This is a genomic window from bacterium (assembly GCA_017744355.1).
Taxonomy (GTDB): Bacteria; Cyanobacteriota; Sericytochromatia; order S15B-MN24; family UBA4093; genus JAGIBK01.
This window is the reverse complement of record JAGIBK010000008.1, coordinates 150403-170731: the sequence shown is the minus strand read 5'-3', so window position 1 is coordinate 170731 and position 20329 is coordinate 150403. Positions and strand designations below refer to the sequence as shown.

Genomic DNA, 20329 nt, shown 5'->3' with positions numbered 1-20329 from the left:
GACCGATCGGATCTGGGTCTACAACAACGTCTCCTACGACCACACGAACGGTAACGGCATCTTCATCTGGGATCCCGACAACGGCCCCACCAACGTCCTCTTCGCCCACAACACCCTCATCAACAACAAGAATTCCTTCTACTTCGAGGGCGCGGCCATCACTGCCGAGCTCATGAACAACCTGGGCTACTCCACCGGCACCTCCGTCGCCAACAGCAGCACCAAGTCGACCATCAACAACCACGACAACCTCTGGCTGACCGGGGTGACCGGCTTCGTCGCGCCCTCTTCCAAGGACTTCCGCCTGACGTCGTCCTCGACGGCGATCAACAAGGCCAAGACGCCCCCCACCTTCTCGGACGACCTGGGGAACACCTACCGCATCACCACCGACTTCGCGAACCTCAATCGCACGTCCGGCTCCGCCCCCGACATGGGCGCCTACGAATACCAATAGCGCACACCGCCGCCAAGCGGCATGAGGGTGGGGACCTGCGGGTCCCCACCCTCATTGTCATAAAGCACCAAAAAATCCGACTAAAAGGACCGTTTTATCGCGGAAAACTTTTAACTTCGCAAAGAAAGGCGAGAGACGGAATCTCTCGGACATCTTGCACGTATTTTGCTCGCTTGCCCGGAACTATCATCGCCCCGACGCAGCCCCCACTCGTTGGACAAGGAGCAAGATATGCCGACCCCTCCTCCGCCCGCGCCCGCGCGCGTTTGGTTCTACCTGGACAGGCTCGAAGTCGGCGGTGCCGAACGCATCGTCCTGAATCTCCTCACGGGGCTGACCACCTCCGCGTGGGCGCCGACCCTCGTGCTCAACCAGGCAAAGGGGGCCCTTCTCGCGGATGTGCCGCCCTCGGTCCCCATCTGCGATCTCAAGGTGGAGAGCTTCGTCGGCGCCATCCTCACGCTCGCCCGCAAGATTCGACGCGAGCGCCCCGCCCTCATCCTCTCCCAGCGCGGCTATCTCAACGTGATCGTCGTCCTGGCCCGCCTCCTCAGCGGCCGTAAGCCTCGCCTGGTGCTCACGGAGCACAGCCTGCTCGTGCAGAGCCAGCAGAACGACCGCGCCCCGAAAAGGCCCATCGATCGCGTCCTTCAAGGGATGATGCCCGCGCTCTACCAGGTCGCCGATGCCCTGGTCGGGGTCTCCAAAGGGGTTGCCGCCGAGCTCGAGCAAATCCTCGGACTCCCTGCGGGCAAGGTCCGGGTCCTCTATAACCCCATCGTCCCCGCAGGCGTGGAAGCCCTCTCCCAGGAGCCTTTGACGCTCCCCTGGCGAGCCGATGGGACGCCATTGATCGTGGCGGCCGGGCGCTTGAGCCCCGAGAAGGGCTTCGACATGCTCTTGCAAGCCTTCGTGCGCGTGCTCGAACGAAGGCCCGCACGCCTGGCCATCGTGGGCAGCGGGCCCGAGCAACCGCGCCTCATCGCCCTTGCCGCCGAGCTCGGAATCGCCCAGCACGTCCACTTCCCCGGCTTTCAAGGCAACATCTACCCCTGGCTGCGCAATAGCGACCTCTTCGTGCTCTCCTCGGTCGTCGAGAGCTTCCCCACCGTGCTCATCGAGGCGATGGCCGTCGGTACGCCCGTGGTTTCCTTCGATTGCCCTAGAGGGCCGCGCGAGATTATCACCCCGGGTCAGGACGGCCAGCTGGTGCCGCCCGAGGACCCGACAGCGCTGGCCGAGGGAATTCTTCAAGTCCTCGGCGACCCCGAGCTCGCCTCCCGGCTCGTCGCGGGCGGGCATCGTCGAGCGGCCAACTTCACGTTCCCGCGCACCGTCGCCGCCTACGAACGACTCTTCGCCTCCCTGCTGCACCGTCCCGCCTAATCGCCAAGAAAAGAGGCCCATGCCGATGCGCATCCTGATCATCACGAATCAGCTGGAGATGGGCGGCGCCGAGCAGTTCGTCGTCCGTCTCGCCAACGAGCTTTCCGAGCGCCGTCACCGGATCACGGTGGTCTCGGAAGGCGGCATGCTCACCAAGCTCCTCGATCCGTCCGTCCGGCCCGTCATGGCCCCCGCACGCGCCAAGTCGCCCTGGGGGCTTTGGGCCCTGGCCCGTCGCCTGCGCGTCGTCATCGACGCGCAAGAGATCGAGGTGATCCACGCCAACTCACCCACCACCGCCATCGCCGCGCGCCTCGCCCGCGGCAACCGCGCGATCCCCATCGTCACCTCGGCCCATGGCTCTTGGCGAGAATGGACCAAGCCCACCGTCGCCCGTCTCTTTTCGGCCGGCTCGGACCGGGTGGTCGGGGTCTCCGCCGCCCTGACCCGCGATCTGGTCAAGCATGGCCTCCCTTCCGGCAAGGCCGAGACCATCCTTAACGGCATTCCTCGACCGGCGGCGAGCCCCCCTGCTCGGGCGCAGGTGCGGGCCGAACTCGGACTGCCGGCCGAGCAAGCGATCATCCTCAACGTGGCGCGCCTCTCCCCGGAGAAGGGGCAGCGCTACTTGATCGAGGCGATGCCACGCCTGCTAGCGGCTCAGCCAGACGCCCAGCTGCTACTCGCCGGGGACGGGCCCTGCCGCGCCGAGCTCGAAGCGCAGGTGCAAAAGCTCGGCCTTACCCGGAGCGTGCAGTTTCTCGGCTACCGGGATGACGTCAGCCGGTTGCTGCTCGCCGCGGACGTCTTCTGCCTCCCCTCTTTGCTGGAAGGCCTGCCGCTCTCGGCCGCCGAGGCCATGGCGGCCCGCCTCCCGATCGTGGCGACCCGCGTGGGCGGCGTGCCCGAGATCATCCAGGACGGCGTCACCGGGTACCTGGTCCCGCCGAGAGACCCCGCAGCCCTGGCTGAGCGCCTGGCGGCCCTGTTGGCGGATCCGGCCGGCCGCCAGCGGTTCGGGACCGCAGGCCAAGCCCACTTCGCCGCGCACCTGACCCTGGCACAGATGGCATCGAAGTTCGAGGCCCTCTACGAGCGCCTGCATACGCACCGTTTACGACTCAGCGCACAGCCACAGCCCTACTAAGCCTCACCTTTCAACACCCACCGCACTCATCTCAGCTTCCAACGCCCACCGCAAAGGAGACCGATATGAAGCCCAGAATCTTGCTGGTCTGCTCGAGAAAGCTGCCCTTCCCCACGGTGGCCGGCTACGGGATCCGGATCCTGAACTCGGCCAGGTACCTGGCATCCCAGTACGACGTCGATCTGTTGTTCCTCGACAAAGGGGGCTTCCAGCAGCTGGATCTCAGGGCCTTCGAGGGCATCTTCAAGCGCATCATGTGCTTCTCCTACTCCCCCTCGTCCTACGCGCTCAACGCCCTTCGAGGGTTGGCCTCAAGGGGGCCGATCCAGGTCCGCTACTTCACCTTCCGGGAGGTGCGCGCCTGGATTCAGGCGCACCAGCACGAATACCAGGCCATCCTGGGCCAGCACGTGCGGGTGGCCGAGATGCTCCGCGACCTGGAGACCCCCGTCGCCATCGACCTGGTCGACGCCATCTCCCTGAACTACGCCCGTGCCGCCGAGCAGGCGAAAGGCCCCTGGCGCCTGATCTACGCCATCGAGAAAGAGCGGCTCATCCGATACGAGGTCGAGACGGTCAATCGGTTCCCGCGATCCTTCGTCGTCTCGGAGCTCGACCGGCAGCACCTCGTCCAGCATGGCGCCGATCCCGAACGGCTCGTGACCCTGCCGGTCGCGATCCAGGACCACGTGATCCAGCGGTCCCCCTTCACGGGCCCCGAAGAGGACGCGATCGCCCTGCTCGGCAACATGGCCTACCACCCCAACAAGGATGCGGCCCTGTACTTCGCCCACGACGTCTTCCCCCAGATCCGCGCGCGCATGCCGCACTGCAAGCTCTACGTGGTGGGAGCCGAGCCCCCCAAAGAGGTCCAGGCGCTCGCGAACCTTCCCGGCGTCGAGGTCACGGGCTTCGTCGAGGACCCCAGCCTTTACCTCGAACGCGCCAAGGTGGTCGTCGCCCCCATCCGCTTCGGGGCGGGGCTCAAGAACAAGGTGCTCGAAGGCATGGCGCTGCGCAAGGCGGTGGTGACCTCCACCATCGGCCAGGAGGGGATCGGGGGCACGGACGGGCGAGAGTACCTGGTCGCAGACACCTCCGAGACCCTCGCCTCGTCGGTGCTGCGCTGCCTGGGGGACAGCAGCCTGCGCGCGCAGCTCGGAGCCAACGCCCGCAGCTGGATCGAGCGGCACTTCGACTCCCGTTCGATCAGCGAGCAGACGCTCCGCAGCCTCGCGACCCTGCACCCGAGCCTGGTTCCCATCCATGCCTAAGGGCGAAGGGGGGAAAGCACTTTTGCATTCCCCCTTCCGCCTCGCAAAAGGGCTCACAACGCGACGCCCGCCTCGGATTCGAGGCGGGCGTCGCGCGTGGCGCGCTCAGGCGCCCTGGAAGCCCGACACCTGGATCAAGAAGCGCCGGAAGGACTCGCCGCCGCAGACGCCGATCCGCTCCAGGGCGAAGCGCGACGAGCGTAGCGAGGCGTAGCCCGTGACGGTGGAGCAGGCCGACTGGTACCCCACCCCCTCGATGAGCGCCATCAAGGTTGGCGAGAAATCCACCATGCGACCATTGGGGTAGGCGAAGTGCCGCACCGGCCGATCCAGCTCGCGCTCCAGGGTTTCCTTGGAGTGCTGGATCTCCCAGGCGGCCTCCTCGGGGTCCTGGTTCGCGAGGATCGGGTGCGTCACCGTGTGGCTGCCGATCTCCATGCCCTCGGCGGCCATCTCCCGAAGCTCCTCCCAGGTCATGGTCTGACGGACGTCGGGGACGACCGGATCGCACAGGCGCTCGAGACGCTCGCGCGCCGTGGCGGTATCGAGGGTCTTGAGCGCCGCGCACACGAGCCTGACCTGCTCGTCATGCGATCGCCCCTGCAGGCGATGGCCGAGCTCCGGCCACACGGCCGTCACCTCGGCCACCGGCTTGAGCCCTCGCCGGACCCGATCCCACCAGAAGTGCCGCCGCTCGCCGATCATGCCGGTCGTCACGAAGAAGGTCGCCGGGATGTCGTAGGCCTTCAGGATGGGAAAGGCATGGGTGTAGTTGTCGCGATAGCCGTCGTCGAAGGTGACGACGACGGCATCGGGCGGCAAAGGACGCCCCCAGTGCAGGTGCGCGACGAGCTCCGAGAGGGAGATTGGGGAAAAGCACTCCCGCAAGAGGCGCATCTGGGCCGCGAAGCGCTCGGGCGAAATGTTGAGGACATCGGGCTCCTCGTGGATCCGGTGGTACATCAGCACGGGCACGCGTCCCGAGCGATGGCTCAGCGCCCGGGCGCAGCGAAAGCCCAGGCGCTTGGCCCGCGCCTGGAATTTCTTGGTCGAGGGCTCCGAAGTAATCAAGACGGGTCCTGCGGGCATCGACACCTCCTCCTCTCGAACCTTGCGATGCGCCTCTCGGCTTAGAAGTTCGCCTCCACCACCGAGGCGGGGCGATGCGCGCCGTCTGCGAGCAAGGCCTGGATCTCGCTCGCCTCGGCGTAGATCTCGTTGACGTAGCGCATGGCGATGCCGGGCCGGCAGCGCAGCTCGGGGACCGGTTCCCCCAGATAAAACGAGCGAAGGGTCGCTTCGGCCTCGTTGAAGCCGAAGTGGGCCCGGATGGCCACGGAGCTCGAGAAGCGGGCATTCACCTCGAAGGTGGTCGGGCGGCCCGAGCGATTACGGCGCATCTGGATGTTGCCGGACGCGCGCAGGCCGAGGGCCTGGACGACGCGCCGCACCTCGGCCTCCACGTCGGGGAAGGAGCCTGCGATCGCCGTCCCGGTGATGCCGTTGGCCATCATGCGCTGCATGGTGGCGACCCCCTTGAGGGTGCCCTCGGCATCCACGAAGACCCCGCAGGTGTACTCCTCGGAATCCAGGTACTCCTGGATCACGGGGCCCGGCACCTGCTCCAGGCAGGCCCGCAGCTCCGCCTCGTCGTGGACCAGGTGGACGTGGCGAGAGGTCGCCCCGCGCCGCGGCTTGACGATCAAGGGGAAGCCCACCCGGGCGATGAAGGCCGCAAGCGACGCCGGGTCGGTCTCGATCGTGCTCTCGGGCGCCGAACAGCCGTTGGCGCGCAAGAAGCGTGCCGTCAGGTACTTGTCCTGGGTGATATCGAGCAAGGAGCGGGAGTTCACGATGATCCGGCAGCCGGTTTCAGCCTCCCAGCGCGCGCGCCGCTCGGCGAGCAGCTGCAGCTCGCCCTCGACCCCGGGCAGGAGCACGTCGACCCGCTGGGTCTTGAGCAGCTCGAGCATCTGAGCCTCGTAGCCGGGATCGGTGTAGGGCTTCACGAGGAAGGCCTGGTGGCCCCGGTACAAGCCCGCGCTGTAGGGGTTGATGTCGCACGCGGCGATCGCCACGTCCAGCGGGGAGGCCTTGAGCGCCTTGATGATCGACTGGGCGACGGTGGAGTTCGCGCCCGTGACGAGGACTCTAATGGACATAGCCTTCAACCTCCGTGACGAGGGCGGCAATCCGCCCGACTTCGCTGGCGTGATGGGCGTTCGAGCCGAGGGTGACCCAGGCGTCCGCCTCGCGGCACCAGGTGATCAGGCGCCCCAGCTGCTCAGGGCTGTTGTACTCGCCGTTCAGTTCGATGGCACGGCCCCGGGCCGCCGCCTTCTCCACGAGCTCGCGCAGGTAGGGCTCGGGGAACTCCCCGAAGAACTTGCGGGTGAGGGCGCCCGGATGCGCGAGGACATCGACCTCCGGGTGGTCGAGCAAAGCCCAAGAGGCCTCGAACTCGAGCTCGGCGGCCTCTTCGGCGCTCAGGGCGGTGGCGGGCACGAAGCCCCCCCGGCGATCCGGGTAGTTGTGGAAGGCCCCGAGGACCAGATCCGCCTGCGCGATGAGCGCGGGATCCGCATCCAGGCCCCCATGGCAATCGAAGGCTTTGGCCTCGATGCCGACCAGGACCTCCAAATCGGGGAAGCCGAGCCGGTCGCGTTGGACCTGCTCGCGAAAGCCCTCAAACCAGGTGATCCCGCGCCGCACGTGCTCGGTGAACGCCACGGTCTGCAAGCCCTGGCGCGCGGCGGCCTGGAGCATCTCCAAGACCGTCGAGCGGCCATCAGTGAAGGTGGTGTGAAGGTGGAGATCGGATCGAAGAATGCTGTGATCGAGGCGACGAGCGGGCATGACCAAGCGACCCGCGAAGCTGGACAGTCTCGCAGTTTCAAGCATCGACTTCTCCTTGTAAGAAACTGGCAAAAACCCTCGCCAGTTTTAACAGGTCCGATGAAAGCAGCCTTTGGACAAAATGACCAAAGTTCTTCGATCCTCTCCGCCCTTGGCGTCACCGGGGCCCGGAACTAAGCTAGCAAGCGATTTCACCGAACCACCCGACGTATCCCTGACGCACCACCGATCGGAGATTTTTCATGAAGATCATCGCAATCGGCGCTCACCTGGATGACATCGAGCTCGCCTGCGGCGGGACCCTGGCCAAGGCGATCGCCAAGGGCCATGACGTCCGCATGGTCGTCCTCAGCTCCTCCGAGTACACCAACTACAAAGGCGACGTCCTGCGCACGCGGGAGACGGCCCTCAAAGAGGGGCACAACGCCGCCCAGATCCTGGGAGTCGACGATCTGGTCGTCATGAACAACCCCACCAAGGACATCCCCTACCACTCGAGCGTCGTCGAGCAGATCGAGGGGCAGATCGACGACTTCCAGCCGGATCTCGTCTTCACCCACTGGGCGTTCGACACCCATCAGGCTCACCAGGGGGTGGCCCTCTCCAGCATCTCCGCCGCCCGGCGCCACCCCTCCATCCTGATGTACGAGCCCATCTCGCCGTCGGGGCGCTCCTACGTCGGCTTCAGGCCCCAGCTCTACATCGACATCTCCTGCAGCATCGACAAGAAGCTCTCCTCGCTCATGGCCCACGTGGGCGAGTACCGCAAGTACGGCCACTCCTGGATCGAGGCCGTCGAGGCCCGGGCCCGTCACCGGGGCTTCGAGGGCGGCTACCGCTACGCCGAGTCGTTCGAGATCCTGCGCATGGGGCTTTCGCTCTGAAGTCCTTGAAAGGAGGAGGCCCCCGATGATCGTCACCGCCCACCAGCCCGAGCACCTGCCCTGGCTCGGCTACTTCCACAAGATGGCGCTCGCCGACTGCTACGTCTTCATGGACACCAGCCAGTACCGGCACCGCTACTTCCAGAACCGCAACCAGATCCTGGGAATCCGGGAGGCCCAGTGGCTCACGGTCCCGGTCCGCAAGCAGTGCTCGCGCTACGGCCCCCTCTTGGAGGTCGCCATCGACGACGAGACGCCCTGGCAGCACAAGTACTGGAAATCGATCGCCTACCACTACGCCCGCCACCCCTACTTCGCGCACTACGCGGAGGCCCTCGAGCGCATCCTCATGGCCCCGCACACCAAGCTGGTCGAGCTCAACTACGCGCTCATCGACTTCTTCCGCACGGCCCTGGGGATCACGACCCCCCTGCTGCGCGCATCGGCGCTCGGCGCCACGGGCTTCAAGACCGACCTGATCCACGACATCTGCCTCAAGGCCAAGGCGAGCGTCTACCTCTCGGGGCCGTCTGGGCGCGACTACCTGCAAGAAGCTCCCCTGCGGCAATCCGGGATCGGGGTGTGCTACCACGACTTCAAGCACCCGAGCTATCCGCAACACGGCAAGAAGCAGTTCACCCCCCAGCTCTCCACCCTCGATCTCCTGATGAACTGCGGGCCGCAGAGCCGAGAGGTCCTCGGGCTCGACGCCCTTCAAGACATCCGTCGAAGCCTGGTGGAGGCTGCCGCCTCGCCCCTCGCCACCCTGCGATAGCCTTCACGCGAGAGCACACGCGTGCCTTGGGCTTCGCAACGCCTTGCTCGCGCGCATGTTCCTGGTTTCCCGCCTCACGCCCTCCATGCGGGTGACGTCGGCGTATTGAAATAAATAATATTTATCGTTATTATTTCAATATCGATCATCCGCATGAACGCGTCAGAGGAGGCACCGCATGAACCGCCTAGCCATCGTAGGCCGCGCCATCGCCGACCCTGAGATCAGGACCGTCGGCGAACGCCTGGTCGCCACGATCCCCATCTCGGTCAACCGCCCCTACAAGCGCAAGGAAGCGACCTACCCCGAATCCGACGTCTTTCGGATCGAGGTGTGGGGGCCGCGCGGCGAGAGCCTGGTCAACCATGTCTCCAAAGGCACCCACCTCTGGGCCACGGGGCGCGTCGAGCTCCGCAAGGCCGAGACCGGCGGCTACTACGTGGACGTCCGGGACGCCGACTGGGGCTTTGCCGGCGCCAAGGCCGTCAGCAGCGTCCCGGAGGCGGATAAGGAGGCCGAGGCCCTCCCCTTCTGAAGCCACCAAACGCAAAGGGGCCCGACGCGATGCGTCGGGCCCCTTTGGCTTCTCGAAGCGGCGCTGGGAGAAAGCACCGGGCGATGCGTCCCCCCCGAACGACCTAGGCGAAGCGAATGCCGGCCTTCTCAAGACGGTCGATGGCCGCCTGAAGCTCCGCTTCGGGCTTGACCAAGGAGACGCGGAAGTAGCCCTCGCCCAGGGCGCCGAAGCCGGTGCCGGGGGTGAAGACGACGCCCGCGGTGTCGATCACCCGCGCCACGAAGTCGTAAGCGGCCTCGCCCTTGGGAACCGGGGCCCAGACGTACATGGTCGCCTGGGGCTTCTCGAGCTTCCAGCCGAGCTTGTTCAGGCCCTCGACCACCACGTCGCGGCGGCGGCGGTAGACCTCGACCAGCTCCGCAACGTGGCTATCGGGCAGGTTGAGGGCCGCGATCGCCGCGTCCTGGATGAAGTTGGGCACGCCGTAGTCCATGTTGGTCTTGACCCGGTAGAGGCCGTTGATCATCTCGGCGTTGCCCACCACGAAGCCGCAGCGCCAGCCGGCCATGTTGTAGGTCTTGCTCATGGTGTGGAACTCGAGGGCGCCGTGCTCCTTGGCGCCGGGGATCTCGAGCAGGCTGGTCGGCTTGAAGCCGTCGAAGGCCAGATCCGCGTAGGCCAGGTCATGCACCAGCATGATCTTGTGGCGCTTGGCGAACTCCAGGGTGTCCTCGTAGAACGAGCGGGGCGCGACCGCCGCGGTCGGGTTGCTGGGGAAGTTGAAGATGAGCAGCTTGGCGGCGTCCGCGTCCTCGGCGCTCACGGTGTTCCACTCGGGCAGGAAGCCCGCGTGCGGCAGGCAGGGAACCTCGACGATCTCGCCGCCCGCGAGGACGGTGCCGCGGGTGTGGACCGGGTAGGCGGGCTGGGGCACGATGGTCTTGTCGCCGGGGTTGATGAAGGCCAAGGGCAGCTTGGCGAGGCCTTCCTTGGAGCCGATGAGGGGCAGCACCTCGGTCTCGGGGTTGAGCTCGACCCCGTAGCGGCGCTGGTACCAGGCGGCGATCGCCTCGCGGAAGGCCTTCTTGCCGCGGAAGGTCGGGTAGCCGTGGTTCGCGGGATTCTTGACGGCGGCGATGGCCGCGTCGACGACCGGCTGCGGGGTGGGCAGGTCGGGCGAGCCGATCCCCAGATCGATGACCGACATCCCCTTCTTCTCCGCCGCGGCGCGCAGCACTTCGAGCTGGGCGGTCGCGTAGGGGGGAATCTTCTTGAGACGGTCGGATTCCTGGAACATCGTCTGGTTGGACGTGGTGATCATCGTCATCTCCTGATCGAAGCGTGGGACGCATGAAAAGCCCGGGGCTTTCCCGAGCCATTCTAGCGCCTTTTCGCCGGGGGCAAAAGCGATTCGAAGCGAGGCCTCAGGCCCCCATGGCCCGCTGGGCCTTGCCGAGCGCATCGGCCTGGGAGATGGCCGCTGCGACCCGCGCGGCATCGACCCCTCCGGGCAGGAGATGGGCGCTCGATCCCTCTCGGACGGTGCCCTGGGCGATCGCCTCGATCGCCTGCGGATCGTCGGCGACCCCCAGCTCCTTCAGGGTGACGGGCACCTGGATGGCGGCAAAGTAGGCGATGAGCCGGGTGATCTCGTCGATGGGGAAGGCCTGGAGGATGCGCTGGACGACGATCCCGAAGGCGACCTTCTCGCCGTGCCAGGAGACGCCGTGGCCCGGCATGGCCGTCAGGGCGTTGCAGACCGCATGGGCCGCCACCGAGCGGCAGCGCGCCCCGCCCAGGCCGCCCACCGTGCCTGCGAGCTGGATGTTGGCGTCGATGGCCGCGCGCAGCTCGGGGCCGGGCGCGTGGCGCTGGGCCTGGTCGAAGGCGGCCTCGCCCACCGTCATGAGGCGTTCGTAGAGGAAGCGCGCCATCTCGACCGCCGAGAGGGTCATGGCATCCGCCTGGGACACGTCCACCGAGGCCGAGCTCTCGACCCACTTGGCGAGGGTGTCGGCGATGCCCGAGGCCAGAAGGCGCGCAGGCGCCGTCGCGACCACCGCGTGGTCCACCACGACCGCGTAGGGATTGGTCGGCAGCGCCACCCCGTACAGCCAGGTCCCCTCGCTCGAATACACGTTGGAAAGCGCGGTCCACGCCGCGCAGGTCGCAGCGCTCGTCGGCACGTTGATCACGGGCAGGCCCGCCCGGTAGGCCGCAAGCTTGGCCGCGTCCATGGCCTTGCCGCCGCCCGCCCCGACGATCACCTCGGCCCCGCAGACCCGGATGAGCTCGGCCAACAGCTCCTGGTCGATCTCGCAGCAATCCCGGCCGTAGGTCGTGACCTCGAAAGAGACCCCCACCGCCTTCAGGCTCGCCTCGAGCCCCTCCTTCACCGCGGGGTAGCTGACGGGCCCGCCGATCACGAGGGCCTTGGCGCCGATTTGACGGGCCACTTCCCCCACCTTCGAAAGGGCTCCCTCGCCGTTGATCACCACCGTGGGGGAAACGACGAGCTGCCGGACGGGGTCGCCCGCGGCCATGAAATCCTCTTTGAGCGTCTGTTCTTGCATACGCCCATTCTAGCACGGTAGAAAGGGGCGCAAATTGGCGCCATACCGGGACCGTGGTATAATCAGGGGTGCCTCTTCATCTAAAGAAGGGCTTGTCATCTTGGAGGATCGAATGCCCACCAACACCGATGAAATCCTGACCGGAACCGACGCCCAGAGCGCGACGGTCGTGACGCAGGACTACGGCGCCGCCCAGATCCAGGTTCTCGAAGGCCTGGAGCCCGTCCGCAAGCGCCCCGGCATGTACATCGGCAGCACCGGCGAGCGCGGCCTGCACCACCTGGTCTACGAAGTCATCGACAACGCGATCGACGAAGCGCTCGCCGGCCACTGCACCGACATCACCGTCGTGCTCGGCGCCGACAGCGTCGTGTCGGTCGACGACAACGGCCGCGGCATCCCCGTCGAGATCCACCCCAAGACCGGCAAGAGCACCCTCGAGACGGTCATGACCGTCCTGCACGCCGGCGGCAAGTTCGGCACGGGCGGCTACAAGGTCTCGGGCGGTCTGCACGGCGTCGGCGTCTCGGTCGTCAACGCCCTCTCCGACTGGTGCGAGGTCGAGGTCAAGCGCGACGGCAAGCTCAACCTCCAGCGCTTCGAGCGCGGCGTGCCCATCGGCGGCCTCCAGGTCCTCGGCGAGGCCGAGGGCACCGGCACCAAGGTCAGCTTCAAGCCCGACGCCACCATCTTCGAGACCATCATCTTCTCGTACGAGACCCTCGCGGGCCGCTTCCGCGAGCTCGCCTACCTCAACCGCGGGGTCAAGATCCGCTTCATCGGCAAGGGCCTGGGCGCGGACGGCGGCGATCGCGACGAGCTGTACCACTACGAGGGCGGCATCATCCAGATGGTCGAGTACCTCAACGAGAACAAGGACACGCTGCACCCCAGCGTGATCTACGTCTCGGGCGTCAAGGACGAGGTCAGCGTCGAGATCGCCATGCAGTACACGACGGGCTACTCCGAGTCGGTGCTCGCCTTCGCCAACAACATCAACACCCACGAGGGCGGCACCCACGTCACGGGCTTCCGCAACGTGCTGACGCGCCTGCTCAACGAGTACGGCCGCAAAGCCGGCACCATCAAGGAGAACGACCAGAACCTCTCGGGCGAGGACGTCCGCGAGGGCATCACGGCCGTCATCTCGGTCAAGATCCCCGAGCCCCAGTTCGAGGGCCAGACCAAGACCAAGCTCGGCAACCCCGAGGTCACGGGCATCGTCACCTCGGTCTTCACCGAGACCCTCAACCACTTCCTCGAGTCCAGCCCCGGGGTGGGCAAGGCCATCATCTCCAAGGCGATCGACGCCCTGCGCGCCCGCGAAGCGGCCCGCAAGGCCCGCGAACTGACCCGCCGCAAGAGCGCCCTCGAAGGCTCGACCCTGCCCGGCAAGCTCGCCGACTGCTCCGAGCGCGACCCCGAGAAGTGCGAGCTGTACATCGTCGAGGGCGACTCGGCCGGCGGCTCGGCCAAGCAGGGCCGCGACCGCAACTTCCAGGCCATCCTGCCCCTGCGCGGCAAGATCCTCAACACCGAGCGCGCGCGCCTCGACAAGATCTACGGCAACGAAGAGATCCGCAACCTCACCATCGCCATCGGCACCGGGGTCGCCGACGACTTCGACGTCGCCAAGCTCCGCTACCACAAGATCGTCATCATGACCGACGCGGACGTGGACGGCGCCCACATCCGCACCCTCCTGTTGACCTTCTTCTACCGGTTCGCCAAGCCCATGGTCGAGGGCGGCTACGTCTACATCGCCCAGCCGCCCCTCTACAAGGTCGAGAAGGGCAAGCAGGTCCACTACTGCTACACCGACCGCGACCTGGAGGCCCTCAAGGGCCGCATCGGCTCGGACGGCCTCACCATCAGCCGATTCAAGGGTCTGGGCGAGATGATGCCCCAGCAGCTCTGGGACACCACCATGAACCCGGAGAACCGCACCCTGTTGCAGGTGGACATCGAGGACGCCGCTCAGGCGGACCACCTCTTCACCATCCTGATGGGCGACAAGGTCGAGCCGCGCCGCGAGTTCATCCAGACGCACGCACGCGAGGTCAAGAACCTCGACGTCTAAGCCCCAAAACAAACGCCCCCGCCGGTCTCGGCGGGGGCGTTTGTTTTTGAAGGCTACATCGCCGCTTTCCAGTCGGCACTCGAGAAGGTCACGAGCCGGTTCACGATGGCCCGCTCCCGCACGATCACCCCGAGCTCTCGGTTGTTGTTCAAGGAGTTGGTCGTCAGATTGATCGAACCCACGTAGGCGGCCTCGCCGTCCACCACGATCAGCTTGGCATGCAGCATCGGCTTGACCTGGAAGCGAACCTGGCTCACCCCCACGTCGTTGAGCTGCTTGAGGAGCTTGGCGTTGGTGTCCCCCAGGGCATTGGGCTCGAACTTGGCCGCCTGCACCTTGACGTCCACCCCAGCGCGGACGCGCTCACCCAGGGCATCCGCCACCTCCTGATCGCCCATCACCTCGTCCTGGACCATCACCGAGCGCTTGGCGCTGCGGATGAAGGAAACCAGACGCGAACGGGAGTTGTCGGGGCTGACCACCAGGTCGGGATCCATCGGCGTGAAGGCCTTGTGCTCCCAGTCCGCCTCGAACATGGCCTGGATCTCGGCCACGTCCGACTCGGAGCGATTGATGAGCCCGTACTCGCGGTTCTTCTCGAAGGCCGCGCGCGACAGGTTCGCCGTCAGGATGTAGGCGGCCTTCTGATCCACGATCATGGTCTTCTGGTGGGTGTAGACGAAACGCCGATCGGCGTAGCGAACCGGCACCCCCGCGGCCTCCAGGGTCTCGAAAGTCTTCTTGTTGATCGGCAGCGGGACGTTGGGGTTGGAAGGATTGAAGGGCCGCTGCTCCAGGAGCACCCGGACCTTGACCCCACGGCCGTGGGCCTCGCAGAGAGCCTGGATGATCTCCGGCGACGAGAGCATGTAGACCACCACGTCCACCGAAGCCTTGGCCTTCTGGATGGCGGTGAGGACCGGGGCCTGGCCCTCGTCGGGCTCGACGAAGAGCTGGTAGGTCGCGCGCGACGACTGGGCCGCAAGGCGCGACTCGACACCCTCGCCCGCTGCGAAAGGGCCGAGGCTGCAACCTGCGATCGCAAGGCCGAGCACGAGACCCGAGAGCAGGCGCATAGGGCGTTTGAACATGCCGGCCGTCCTCTCGACGCAAGGGGGGAAGCGAGTATTTCCCCACCGTAACACCAAGCAAGAGGCCCTTCAAGGCGAAATACCGTAACTTACCGCCGAATTAACCGACCCTTAACAGCATCTCGAACGTGCTCCCGCGCACCGAGCAAAAAGGCCCGCGCATGATATAATCGAGCGGTTGCAGACCCTTCATCTATGCGGCTTCCGGAGGTCCCGATCCCCCTTGGCTAAACCGCTCAACAAACCCACCGCCACCCCTCCCAAGCGCAAGCGCGGCCCCAAAGCCGGGACGTACTGGCTGGTCTTCGTCGTCTGCACCCTCGCCTCCTTCGGCGGCGGCTTCTGGATCACCTACCGGGGCACCCAGGTCTCGATCAAGGAGCCGGCCATCGGCCCCTCCATGCAGCCCCTGCCGGTCGAGAGCGCGGATCCGTCCAGCATGCCCGGCTCGGCCCCCACGCCGCTCGTCACCCCGGCCCCGGTCGATCCGTTCGCGACGGCCCCCGAGGCCACCCCGGCCCCCTTGGCGAGCGTCATGCCCTCCGGGACCGTCGACACCGCCCTGCCGCCGACCGAGCCCCCCGCCGCCGATCCCTTCGCCCAGGCCACCCCGGCCCCGCGCCTCGACGAGGGCGCCAAGACCTTCCGGGTCCAGGTGGGCAACTACGACAGCCGCGACTCGGCCCAGTCCATGGTCGACGAGCTCTCGGCCGCAGGCATCACCGCCAAGGTCGTCCAGGACTCCAACGGCCAGTACCACGCCCAGATCGGCGCCTACTCCAAGCGCGATCGCGCCCTGGCCGTCGCCGACGAAGTCAACGCCAAGGGCTACTCGGTCACCATCCGCCAGTAAACGAGGTTTCCATGTCCGCGCTCCTCGATCTGCCACCCGTCGTGAAGCTCGCCATCGCCGGCATCGCGCTGATGGCCTTGGCTTGCCTGGTGCTGGGCCTTGCGACCGTCGGTCTCATCTGGTTCCTCCGCCTCGTCACCACCTGGATCCAAGGCCTCGTCGCGCGTGCCGCCCAAACGAGAGCCGACGCCGCCGGAGCGTGTTATCATGAGGCTTCCGGGCAGCATGCCTCCGGCATGAACCAGGATTCCATCCAAGCAGCCTAAAGGGGTAGAAATGGCACAAGCGACTCAAACCGACGTCATGGACAAGATCGTCTCCCTGAGCAAGCGTCGGGGCTTCATCTTCCAGAGTTCCGAGATCTACGGCGGCCTCGCCAGCACCTGGGACTACGGCCCCCTGGGCGTGCTGCTCAAGAACAACGTCAAGGGCGCCTGGTGGCGCGCCGTCGTGCAAGAGCGCGACGACGTGGTCGGCCTGGACGCCGCCATCCTCATGGCCCCCGAGGCATGGAAGGCGAGCGGCCACCTCGAGACCTTCCATGACCCCCTCGTCGACTGCAAGAGCTGCAAGCAGCGCTTCCGCGCCGACCACCTGATCGAGGCCGTCGCCAAGACCGCGAAGTCGGGCGAGAAGGTCTCCAAGCTGGTCAAGAAGGGCGCCGACACCTTCGCCGGCGAGCTCGCCACCTACCTCGAGGCTCACCCCATCGAGGAAATGCTCAAGGACAAGGACAAGGTCCAGTGGGCCCTCTCCAACATGGTCTGCCCCAACTGCGGCAGCAACGAGCTGACCGAGCCGCGCAACTTCAACCTGATGTTCAAGACCTTCATGGGCCCGGTCGAGGACTCGGCCGCGGTGGTTTACCTGCGCCCCGAGACCGCGCAGGGCATCTTCGTGAACTTCAAGAACGTCCAGACCGCGACCCGTCGCAAGCCGCCCTTCGGCATCGCCCAGATTGGCAAGAGCTTCCGCAACGAGATCACCCCCGGCAACTTCACCTTCCGGACCCGCGAGTTCGAGCAGATGGAGATCGAGTACTTCTGCCCGCCCGACGAGGCCGACAAGTGGTTCGAGCACTGGGTCGAGGCCCGCTGGAGCTGGTACACCCAGTTCGGCATGAAGGCCGAGAACCTCCGCAAGCGCAGCCAAGGCCCCGACGAGCTCGCCCACTACTCCAAGGGCTGCTTCGACTTCGAGTACCGCTTCCCCTTCGGCTGGTCGGAGCTCGAGGGCATCGCCAACCGCACCGACTACGACCTCAAGCGCCACGAAGAGTTCAGCGGCAAGGACCTCAAGCACTTCGACGAGGAGAGCCGCGAGAGCTTCGTCCCCTACGTGATCGAGCCCTCGGCGGGTGCCGACCGCGCCACCCTGGCCTTCCTGGTCGACGCCTACGACGAGGAGACCGACGAGAAGGGCGAGACCCGCGTGGTCCTGCGCTTCCACCCGGCGCTCGCGCCCATCAAGGTCGCGGTGCTGCCCCTCTCCAAGAAGCCCGAGCTCAAGGGTCCCTCCAAGAAGATCCACGAGGCCCTCGCCAAGCGCTGGTCGGTCGAGTACGACGAGACCGGCTCGATCGGCAAGCGCTACCGTCGCCAGGACGAGATCGGCACCCCCTTCTGCGTGACCATCGACTTCGACAGCCTCGAAGACAAGTCGGTCACCGTCCGTGAGCGCGACAGCATGAGCCAGGTCCGCCTCAAGATCGAGGAGCTGATCCCCTACCTGGAGACCCGCCTCAACCCGGCCCCCGAAGGCCTGAGCGCGAGCGTCTTCTAAGGACCGAACAAACGGCGGGGGCTCCCACGTTGGGAGCCCCCGCCGTTTAATGCTTCGTCAACCTAAGAGGTCCGATGAGCTTGCCATTCTGTGTCACCGAATAATCCAGGGACTTGTCATCGATCTTGGCGAAGGTCAGGACCGACTGCACGCTGGCGCCATTGGTCCTGACGACGTAAGCCGTCGATGAGGCTTCTTGGGTCGAGACCCTGGCCATCGTCTTCTGATAGTCGATCGTATCGCGAGTGCTGCCCGCCCTCACCTCGAGCACGAGATTGTCGCTGGTGATGGTGAAGGTATTCACCCCCACGCTGTCGCTCCACGTGCCGTGCAACCAAGACGGTGGCGCAAAGGTCACGCCGTCGGCTTGCGCAAAGTTGGTGAACAAAGCGCATCCCGACAAGCAAACTGCGACAAGAAGGAGTGCAAAAAACGCGAATTTTCCCCTAACCATCTTCATTCCTCAAGCAATCGCCCTGATGAGTCCACTTTTCGAAAGCACATGGAAATTGATAAAGAGACGTGCAATTTCCTGGTAAGGCTTGAAGGATTCATGGAGGTTGCAAAGCAGAAAAACCTTCCCCTGTAGCCTATTCAGCGAGAATGCCTCGAACTCTTGAACAGCGTCATCTTGAAAAGCAAGCGTAAGGCGCTCGACATGCCCGGCCGCATCCTGAAGTGAAGCCTTCGTATCGCCAAAGCGTTGAAGCGCGATACGGATTTCCCTTTCGAGCGCAGGAGTTTCCTGGATGCATGCCCGTAGAGTCGCCACGTTTCTTGCTGCCTCCGACGCGCCAGCCGGTTCAAGCGCAGCTTGAAGCAGCGAAATTGGTGCTGTAACGGCCGCCACAACCTGCTCGGCGCTGCGAATCTTCTCTGCGGCAATCCCAAGATAGGAATGCATGCGCGCACGAGGAATCATGGGCGCACGCCCGTCAGAGGAAAGGCTCAGCAAGCTCTCCGAGCGCAGGAACACATCGGTATAATGCTCTCTTTCCTTGCGACCTGCTTCCTGGTCCAGTTCTTGCTGAACTGGCGGTCGCTTCGAGTGAGAGGGCTTAGCACCAAGTGGCGGTCTCTGATTCTGGAAAGAAAGATTGGCTCGCGTGGTGCTCACCGCCTACCACCTCGCCCTTCTTCAAGGATTGCCAGCTCTTGCAACTGCGCAAGGGGTTTCCGTAATTTTTTCAGCAACTCGTCCGAGCGACCTTGCTGCTTGAGACGCCTCAAGGCAGGCATCAGGACCACAGACCTCCACCTCGCCACCTCTCCAGAATTGGCCTGGAGTCGCTCAGTGAGGTCTCTCTTCGCCTCCCTGCCAAGTAGCAGGTTGGCCACGAAGAATGCGAGGCGTCGACGGAGAACCAAGATTGAAAGCTTTTTCAAGGCCACTGCTTCTCCTCTCAGCGCAAGAAGGTAATCTGTCGAATCGCGTCATTGGCGCTATCGCACACATAGATGTTTTTCTCAGAAGAATCGACCGCCATCGCGAGTGGCACGTAGAACCTGGCAGTCCTCTCGTCGCCATCGACGTAACCGGACTCGTTGAAGCCGTCGAACTCATCGGCCCCGATCCGTGGCTTCCGATACGTCCCGCCGCCGACGATCGTCGTGACCTGCCCCGCGGCGCTCACCCGCCGGATGCAATCGTAATCGCTATCCGCGACGATCAAATCGCCATCCCGCATACGGATCAATCCACCCAGGGAGCCGAACTTCGCCTTCAGCGCAGACCCATCGTTGAATCCCCGGGTACCATCTCCCGCGACCGTCGTGACCATCCCGCCAAAAATCCGTCGTATCCGATAGTTATCGGAATCCGCCACGTAGATGCTGCCATCCAGGCCTAGCGCAAGCCCCTGCGGTCGATTGAATTTCGCCTGGCGAACGGGCCCATCGGCAAAGCCCTGCTCACCCGTCCCCGCGATGGTCGTAACGGTGCCATCGAGGTCGAGGCGTCGTATCCGGTGCCCATGCCACTCGCTCACGAAGATCGAGCCGCTTGCGTCGATGATCAACTGAGAAGGGCGATTGAACTGCGCAGCAAGTCCCACGCCGTCCTGAGCCCCCTGCACGCCTGAACCTGCGAGGGTCGTCACCCGTCCCTCCGGCGTGACCTTCCGAATGCGATGGTTTCCCGCATCTGCGACAATCACATCACCACTCGCATCGACCACCAGCCCGGCTGGATAGTTGAAGCGCGCATCCTTGCCCGTCCCATCGGCAAAACCGCCCTCCCAGGGCCGCCAAGGCAGCCTGAAGGCCATGCCCGCGACTTCCTGAAGGTGGCCAGCAGCATCAATACTCAACACACGTGACGTGCCATCCGAGACATACAAGTTACCCTGCGTGCCGATAGCAATCCCCCCTGGGTAGTACACGTTTCGTTCCACGGGCGGGCCACCATCCGTCTTCAGGATCGTTGTCACCCTCACCCGCGCCTTATCCATGATCTTCTGCGGGGGCTCTGGTGTTGCCACTGTGACGGGTGATGGTATGACGGGGGATTGGCCAAGATTGAAACAACCGGCAATCGCGACGAAAGCCAAGGACAGCATCATTTGAACGATGAAAGAGAATCTCATCTTGAAAAAACCTTGGTAGAAGATTGGCGCCAATCCCGCATCGAAATACCAGATACCACTTAGTAGAGC

The 20329-nt window shown here is 65.2% G+C and carries 20 protein-coding genes; 11 read left to right on the top strand and 9 right to left on the bottom strand.

Going from position 1 to position 20329, the window contains the following annotated elements:
• The 4 genes from J7643_18145 to J7643_18130 all read left to right on the top strand — a co-directional run.
• The coding region (locus J7643_18145) for a hypothetical protein (GenBank protein MBO9542514.1) at positions 1-457 on the top strand (457 nt) is incomplete at its 5' end.
• 231 nt (positions 458-688) lie between these two features.
• The gene (locus J7643_18140) at positions 689-1843 is read left to right on the top strand and encodes a glycosyltransferase (GenBank protein MBO9542513.1); all 1155 of its coding nucleotides are present in this window, start codon (positions 689-691) and stop codon (positions 1841-1843) included.
• A 25-nt stretch (positions 1844-1868) separates the two neighbouring features.
• Positions 1869-2990 (top strand): glycosyltransferase, encoded by a 1122-nt coding sequence (locus J7643_18135; protein MBO9542512.1) that lies wholly within the window; start codon positions 1869-1871, stop codon positions 2988-2990.
• Between the two features lie 65 nt (positions 2991-3055).
• A complete protein-coding gene (locus tag J7643_18130; protein MBO9542511.1) occupies positions 3056-4264 on the top strand; it encodes a glycosyltransferase in 1209 nt (402 codons plus the stop codon).
• Between the two features lie 105 nt (positions 4265-4369).
• Here J7643_18130 and J7643_18125 read toward each other — a convergent pair whose 3' ends face one another.
• Genes J7643_18125 through J7643_18115 form a run of 3 tightly spaced genes read right to left on the bottom strand, consistent with a single transcriptional unit; the run spans position 4370 to position 7165 of the window.
• Entirely contained in the window at positions 4370-5353 is a 984-nt protein-coding gene (locus J7643_18125; protein MBO9542510.1) for a polysaccharide deacetylase family protein, read from the bottom strand.
• A gap of 41 nt (positions 5354-5394) precedes the next feature.
• Positions 5395-6426: an ATP-grasp domain-containing protein gene (locus J7643_18120; protein ID MBO9542509.1), complete on the bottom strand. Its 1032-nt coding sequence runs from the start codon at positions 6424-6426 to the stop codon at positions 5395-5397.
• Positions 6416-7165 carry a PHP domain-containing protein gene (locus tag J7643_18115; protein ID MBO9542508.1) on the bottom strand — a complete coding sequence of 250 codons (750 nt, stop codon included), beginning with the start codon at positions 7163-7165 and terminating at the stop codon, positions 6416-6418. The genes J7643_18120 and J7643_18115 overlap by 11 nt, the downstream gene beginning before the upstream one ends.
• Before the next feature lie 197 nt (positions 7166-7362).
• On the opposite strand from J7643_18115, the gene J7643_18110 reads away from it, so the two are divergent.
• From J7643_18110 to J7643_18100, 3 genes are all read left to right on the top strand, one after another.
• The gene (locus tag J7643_18110; protein ID MBO9542507.1) at positions 7363-8004 is read left to right on the top strand and encodes a PIG-L family deacetylase; all 642 of its coding nucleotides are present in this window, start codon (positions 7363-7365) and stop codon (positions 8002-8004) included.
• A gap of 25 nt (positions 8005-8029) precedes the next feature.
• Positions 8030-8779 carry a WbqC family protein gene (locus tag J7643_18105; GenBank protein ID MBO9542506.1) on the top strand — a complete coding sequence of 250 codons (750 nt, stop codon included), beginning with the start codon at positions 8030-8032 and terminating at the stop codon, positions 8777-8779.
• A 178-nt stretch (positions 8780-8957) separates the two neighbouring features.
• Positions 8958-9314 (top strand): single-stranded DNA-binding protein, encoded by a 357-nt coding sequence (locus tag J7643_18100; protein ID MBO9542505.1) that lies wholly within the window; start codon positions 8958-8960, stop codon positions 9312-9314.
• Between the two features lie 103 nt (positions 9315-9417).
• Here the strand turns inward: J7643_18100 and J7643_18095 are convergent, their stop codons facing one another.
• Positions 9418-10593, bottom strand: coding sequence for an LL-diaminopimelate aminotransferase (locus tag J7643_18095; GenBank protein MBO9542504.1), 1176 nt, complete (start codon positions 10591-10593; stop codon positions 9418-9420).
• A 127-nt stretch (positions 10594-10720) separates the two neighbouring features.
• Positions 10721-11869, bottom strand: coding sequence for an iron-containing alcohol dehydrogenase family protein (locus J7643_18090; GenBank protein ID MBO9542503.1), 1149 nt, complete (start codon positions 11867-11869; stop codon positions 10721-10723).
• A 112-nt stretch (positions 11870-11981) separates the two neighbouring features.
• Here J7643_18090 and gyrB point away from each other — a divergent pair, with 112 nt between their 5' ends.
• Entirely contained in the window at positions 11982-13949 is a 1968-nt protein-coding gene (gyrB, locus tag J7643_18085; protein MBO9542502.1) for a DNA topoisomerase (ATP-hydrolyzing) subunit B, read from the top strand.
• A gap of 53 nt (positions 13950-14002) precedes the next feature.
• Here the strand turns inward: gyrB and J7643_18080 are convergent, their stop codons facing one another.
• A complete protein-coding gene (locus J7643_18080; GenBank protein ID MBO9542501.1) occupies positions 14003-15040 on the bottom strand; it encodes a hypothetical protein in 1038 nt (345 codons plus the stop codon).
• A gap of 223 nt (positions 15041-15263) precedes the next feature.
• Between J7643_18080 and J7643_18075 the strand changes: the two genes are divergently transcribed.
• The 3 genes from J7643_18075 to J7643_18065 are packed head-to-tail and all read left to right on the top strand — an operon-like array spanning position 15264 to position 17675.
• Positions 15264-15893, top strand: a complete 630-nt coding sequence (locus J7643_18075; GenBank protein ID MBO9542500.1) for an SPOR domain-containing protein — start codon at positions 15264-15266, stop codon at positions 15891-15893.
• Positions 15894-15904: 11 nt separating this feature from the next.
• Complete coding sequence (locus J7643_18070) at positions 15905-16159, top strand: hypothetical protein (protein MBO9542499.1); 255 nt, start codon at positions 15905-15907, stop codon at positions 16157-16159.
• A 37-nt stretch (positions 16160-16196) separates the two neighbouring features.
• On the top strand, positions 16197-17675 hold the full coding sequence (locus J7643_18065; GenBank protein MBO9542498.1) for a glycine--tRNA ligase: 1479 nt from the start codon (positions 16197-16199) through the stop codon (positions 17673-17675).
• Positions 17676-17721: 46 nt separating this feature from the next.
• Here J7643_18065 and J7643_18060 read toward each other — a convergent pair whose 3' ends face one another.
• The 3 genes from J7643_18060 to J7643_18050 form a co-directional block, all read right to left on the bottom strand.
• Complete coding sequence (locus tag J7643_18060; GenBank protein MBO9542497.1) at positions 17722-18063, bottom strand: hypothetical protein; 342 nt, start codon at positions 18061-18063, stop codon at positions 17722-17724.
• A gap of 75 nt (positions 18064-18138) precedes the next feature.
• Entirely contained in the window at positions 18139-18792 is a 654-nt protein-coding gene (locus tag J7643_18055; protein ID MBO9542496.1) for a hypothetical protein, read from the bottom strand.
• A gap of 286 nt (positions 18793-19078) precedes the next feature.
• Complete coding sequence (locus J7643_18050) at positions 19079-20293, bottom strand: hypothetical protein (protein MBO9542495.1); 1215 nt, start codon at positions 20291-20293, stop codon at positions 19079-19081.
• Positions 20294-20329: the final 36 nt, after the last annotated feature.

Bases quoted from the DNA above. Each gene is read 5' to 3' on its own strand.
- J7643_18130 (MBO9542511.1), top strand. From the start codon at position 3,056: ATGAAGCCCAGAATCTTGCTGGTCTGCTCGAGAAAGCTGCCCTTCCCC.
- gyrB (MBO9542502.1), top strand. From the start codon at position 11,982: ATGCCCACCAACACCGATGAAATCCTGACCGGAACCGACGCCCAGAGC.
- J7643_18115 (MBO9542508.1), bottom strand. From the start codon at position 7,165: ATGCTTGAAACTGCGAGACTGTCCAGCTTCGCGGGTCGCTTGGTCATG.
- J7643_18080 (MBO9542501.1), bottom strand. From the start codon at position 15,040: ATGTTCAAACGCCCTATGCGCCTGCTCTCGGGTCTCGTGCTCGGCCTT.
- J7643_18120 (MBO9542509.1), bottom strand. From the start codon at position 6,426: ATGTCCATTAGAGTCCTCGTCACGGGCGCGAACTCCACCGTCGCCCAG.
- J7643_18100 (MBO9542505.1), top strand. From the start codon at position 8,958: ATGAACCGCCTAGCCATCGTAGGCCGCGCCATCGCCGACCCTGAGATC.
- J7643_18095 (MBO9542504.1), bottom strand. From the start codon at position 10,593: ATGTTCCAGGAATCCGACCGTCTCAAGAAGATTCCCCCCTACGCGACC.
- J7643_18140 (MBO9542513.1), top strand. From the start codon at position 689: ATGCCGACCCCTCCTCCGCCCGCGCCCGCGCGCGTTTGGTTCTACCTG.
- J7643_18070 (MBO9542499.1), top strand. From the start codon at position 15,905: ATGTCCGCGCTCCTCGATCTGCCACCCGTCGTGAAGCTCGCCATCGCC.
- J7643_18065 (MBO9542498.1), top strand. From the start codon at position 16,197: ATGGACAAGATCGTCTCCCTGAGCAAGCGTCGGGGCTTCATCTTCCAG.
- J7643_18125 (MBO9542510.1), bottom strand. From the start codon at position 5,353: ATGCCCGCAGGACCCGTCTTGATTACTTCGGAGCCCTCGACCAAGAAA.
- J7643_18090 (MBO9542503.1), bottom strand. From the start codon at position 11,869: ATGCAAGAACAGACGCTCAAAGAGGATTTCATGGCCGCGGGCGACCCC.
- J7643_18110 (MBO9542507.1), top strand. From the start codon at position 7,363: ATGAAGATCATCGCAATCGGCGCTCACCTGGATGACATCGAGCTCGCC.
- J7643_18105 (MBO9542506.1), top strand. From the start codon at position 8,030: ATGATCGTCACCGCCCACCAGCCCGAGCACCTGCCCTGGCTCGGCTAC.
- J7643_18135 (MBO9542512.1), top strand. From the start codon at position 1,869: ATGCGCATCCTGATCATCACGAATCAGCTGGAGATGGGCGGCGCCGAG.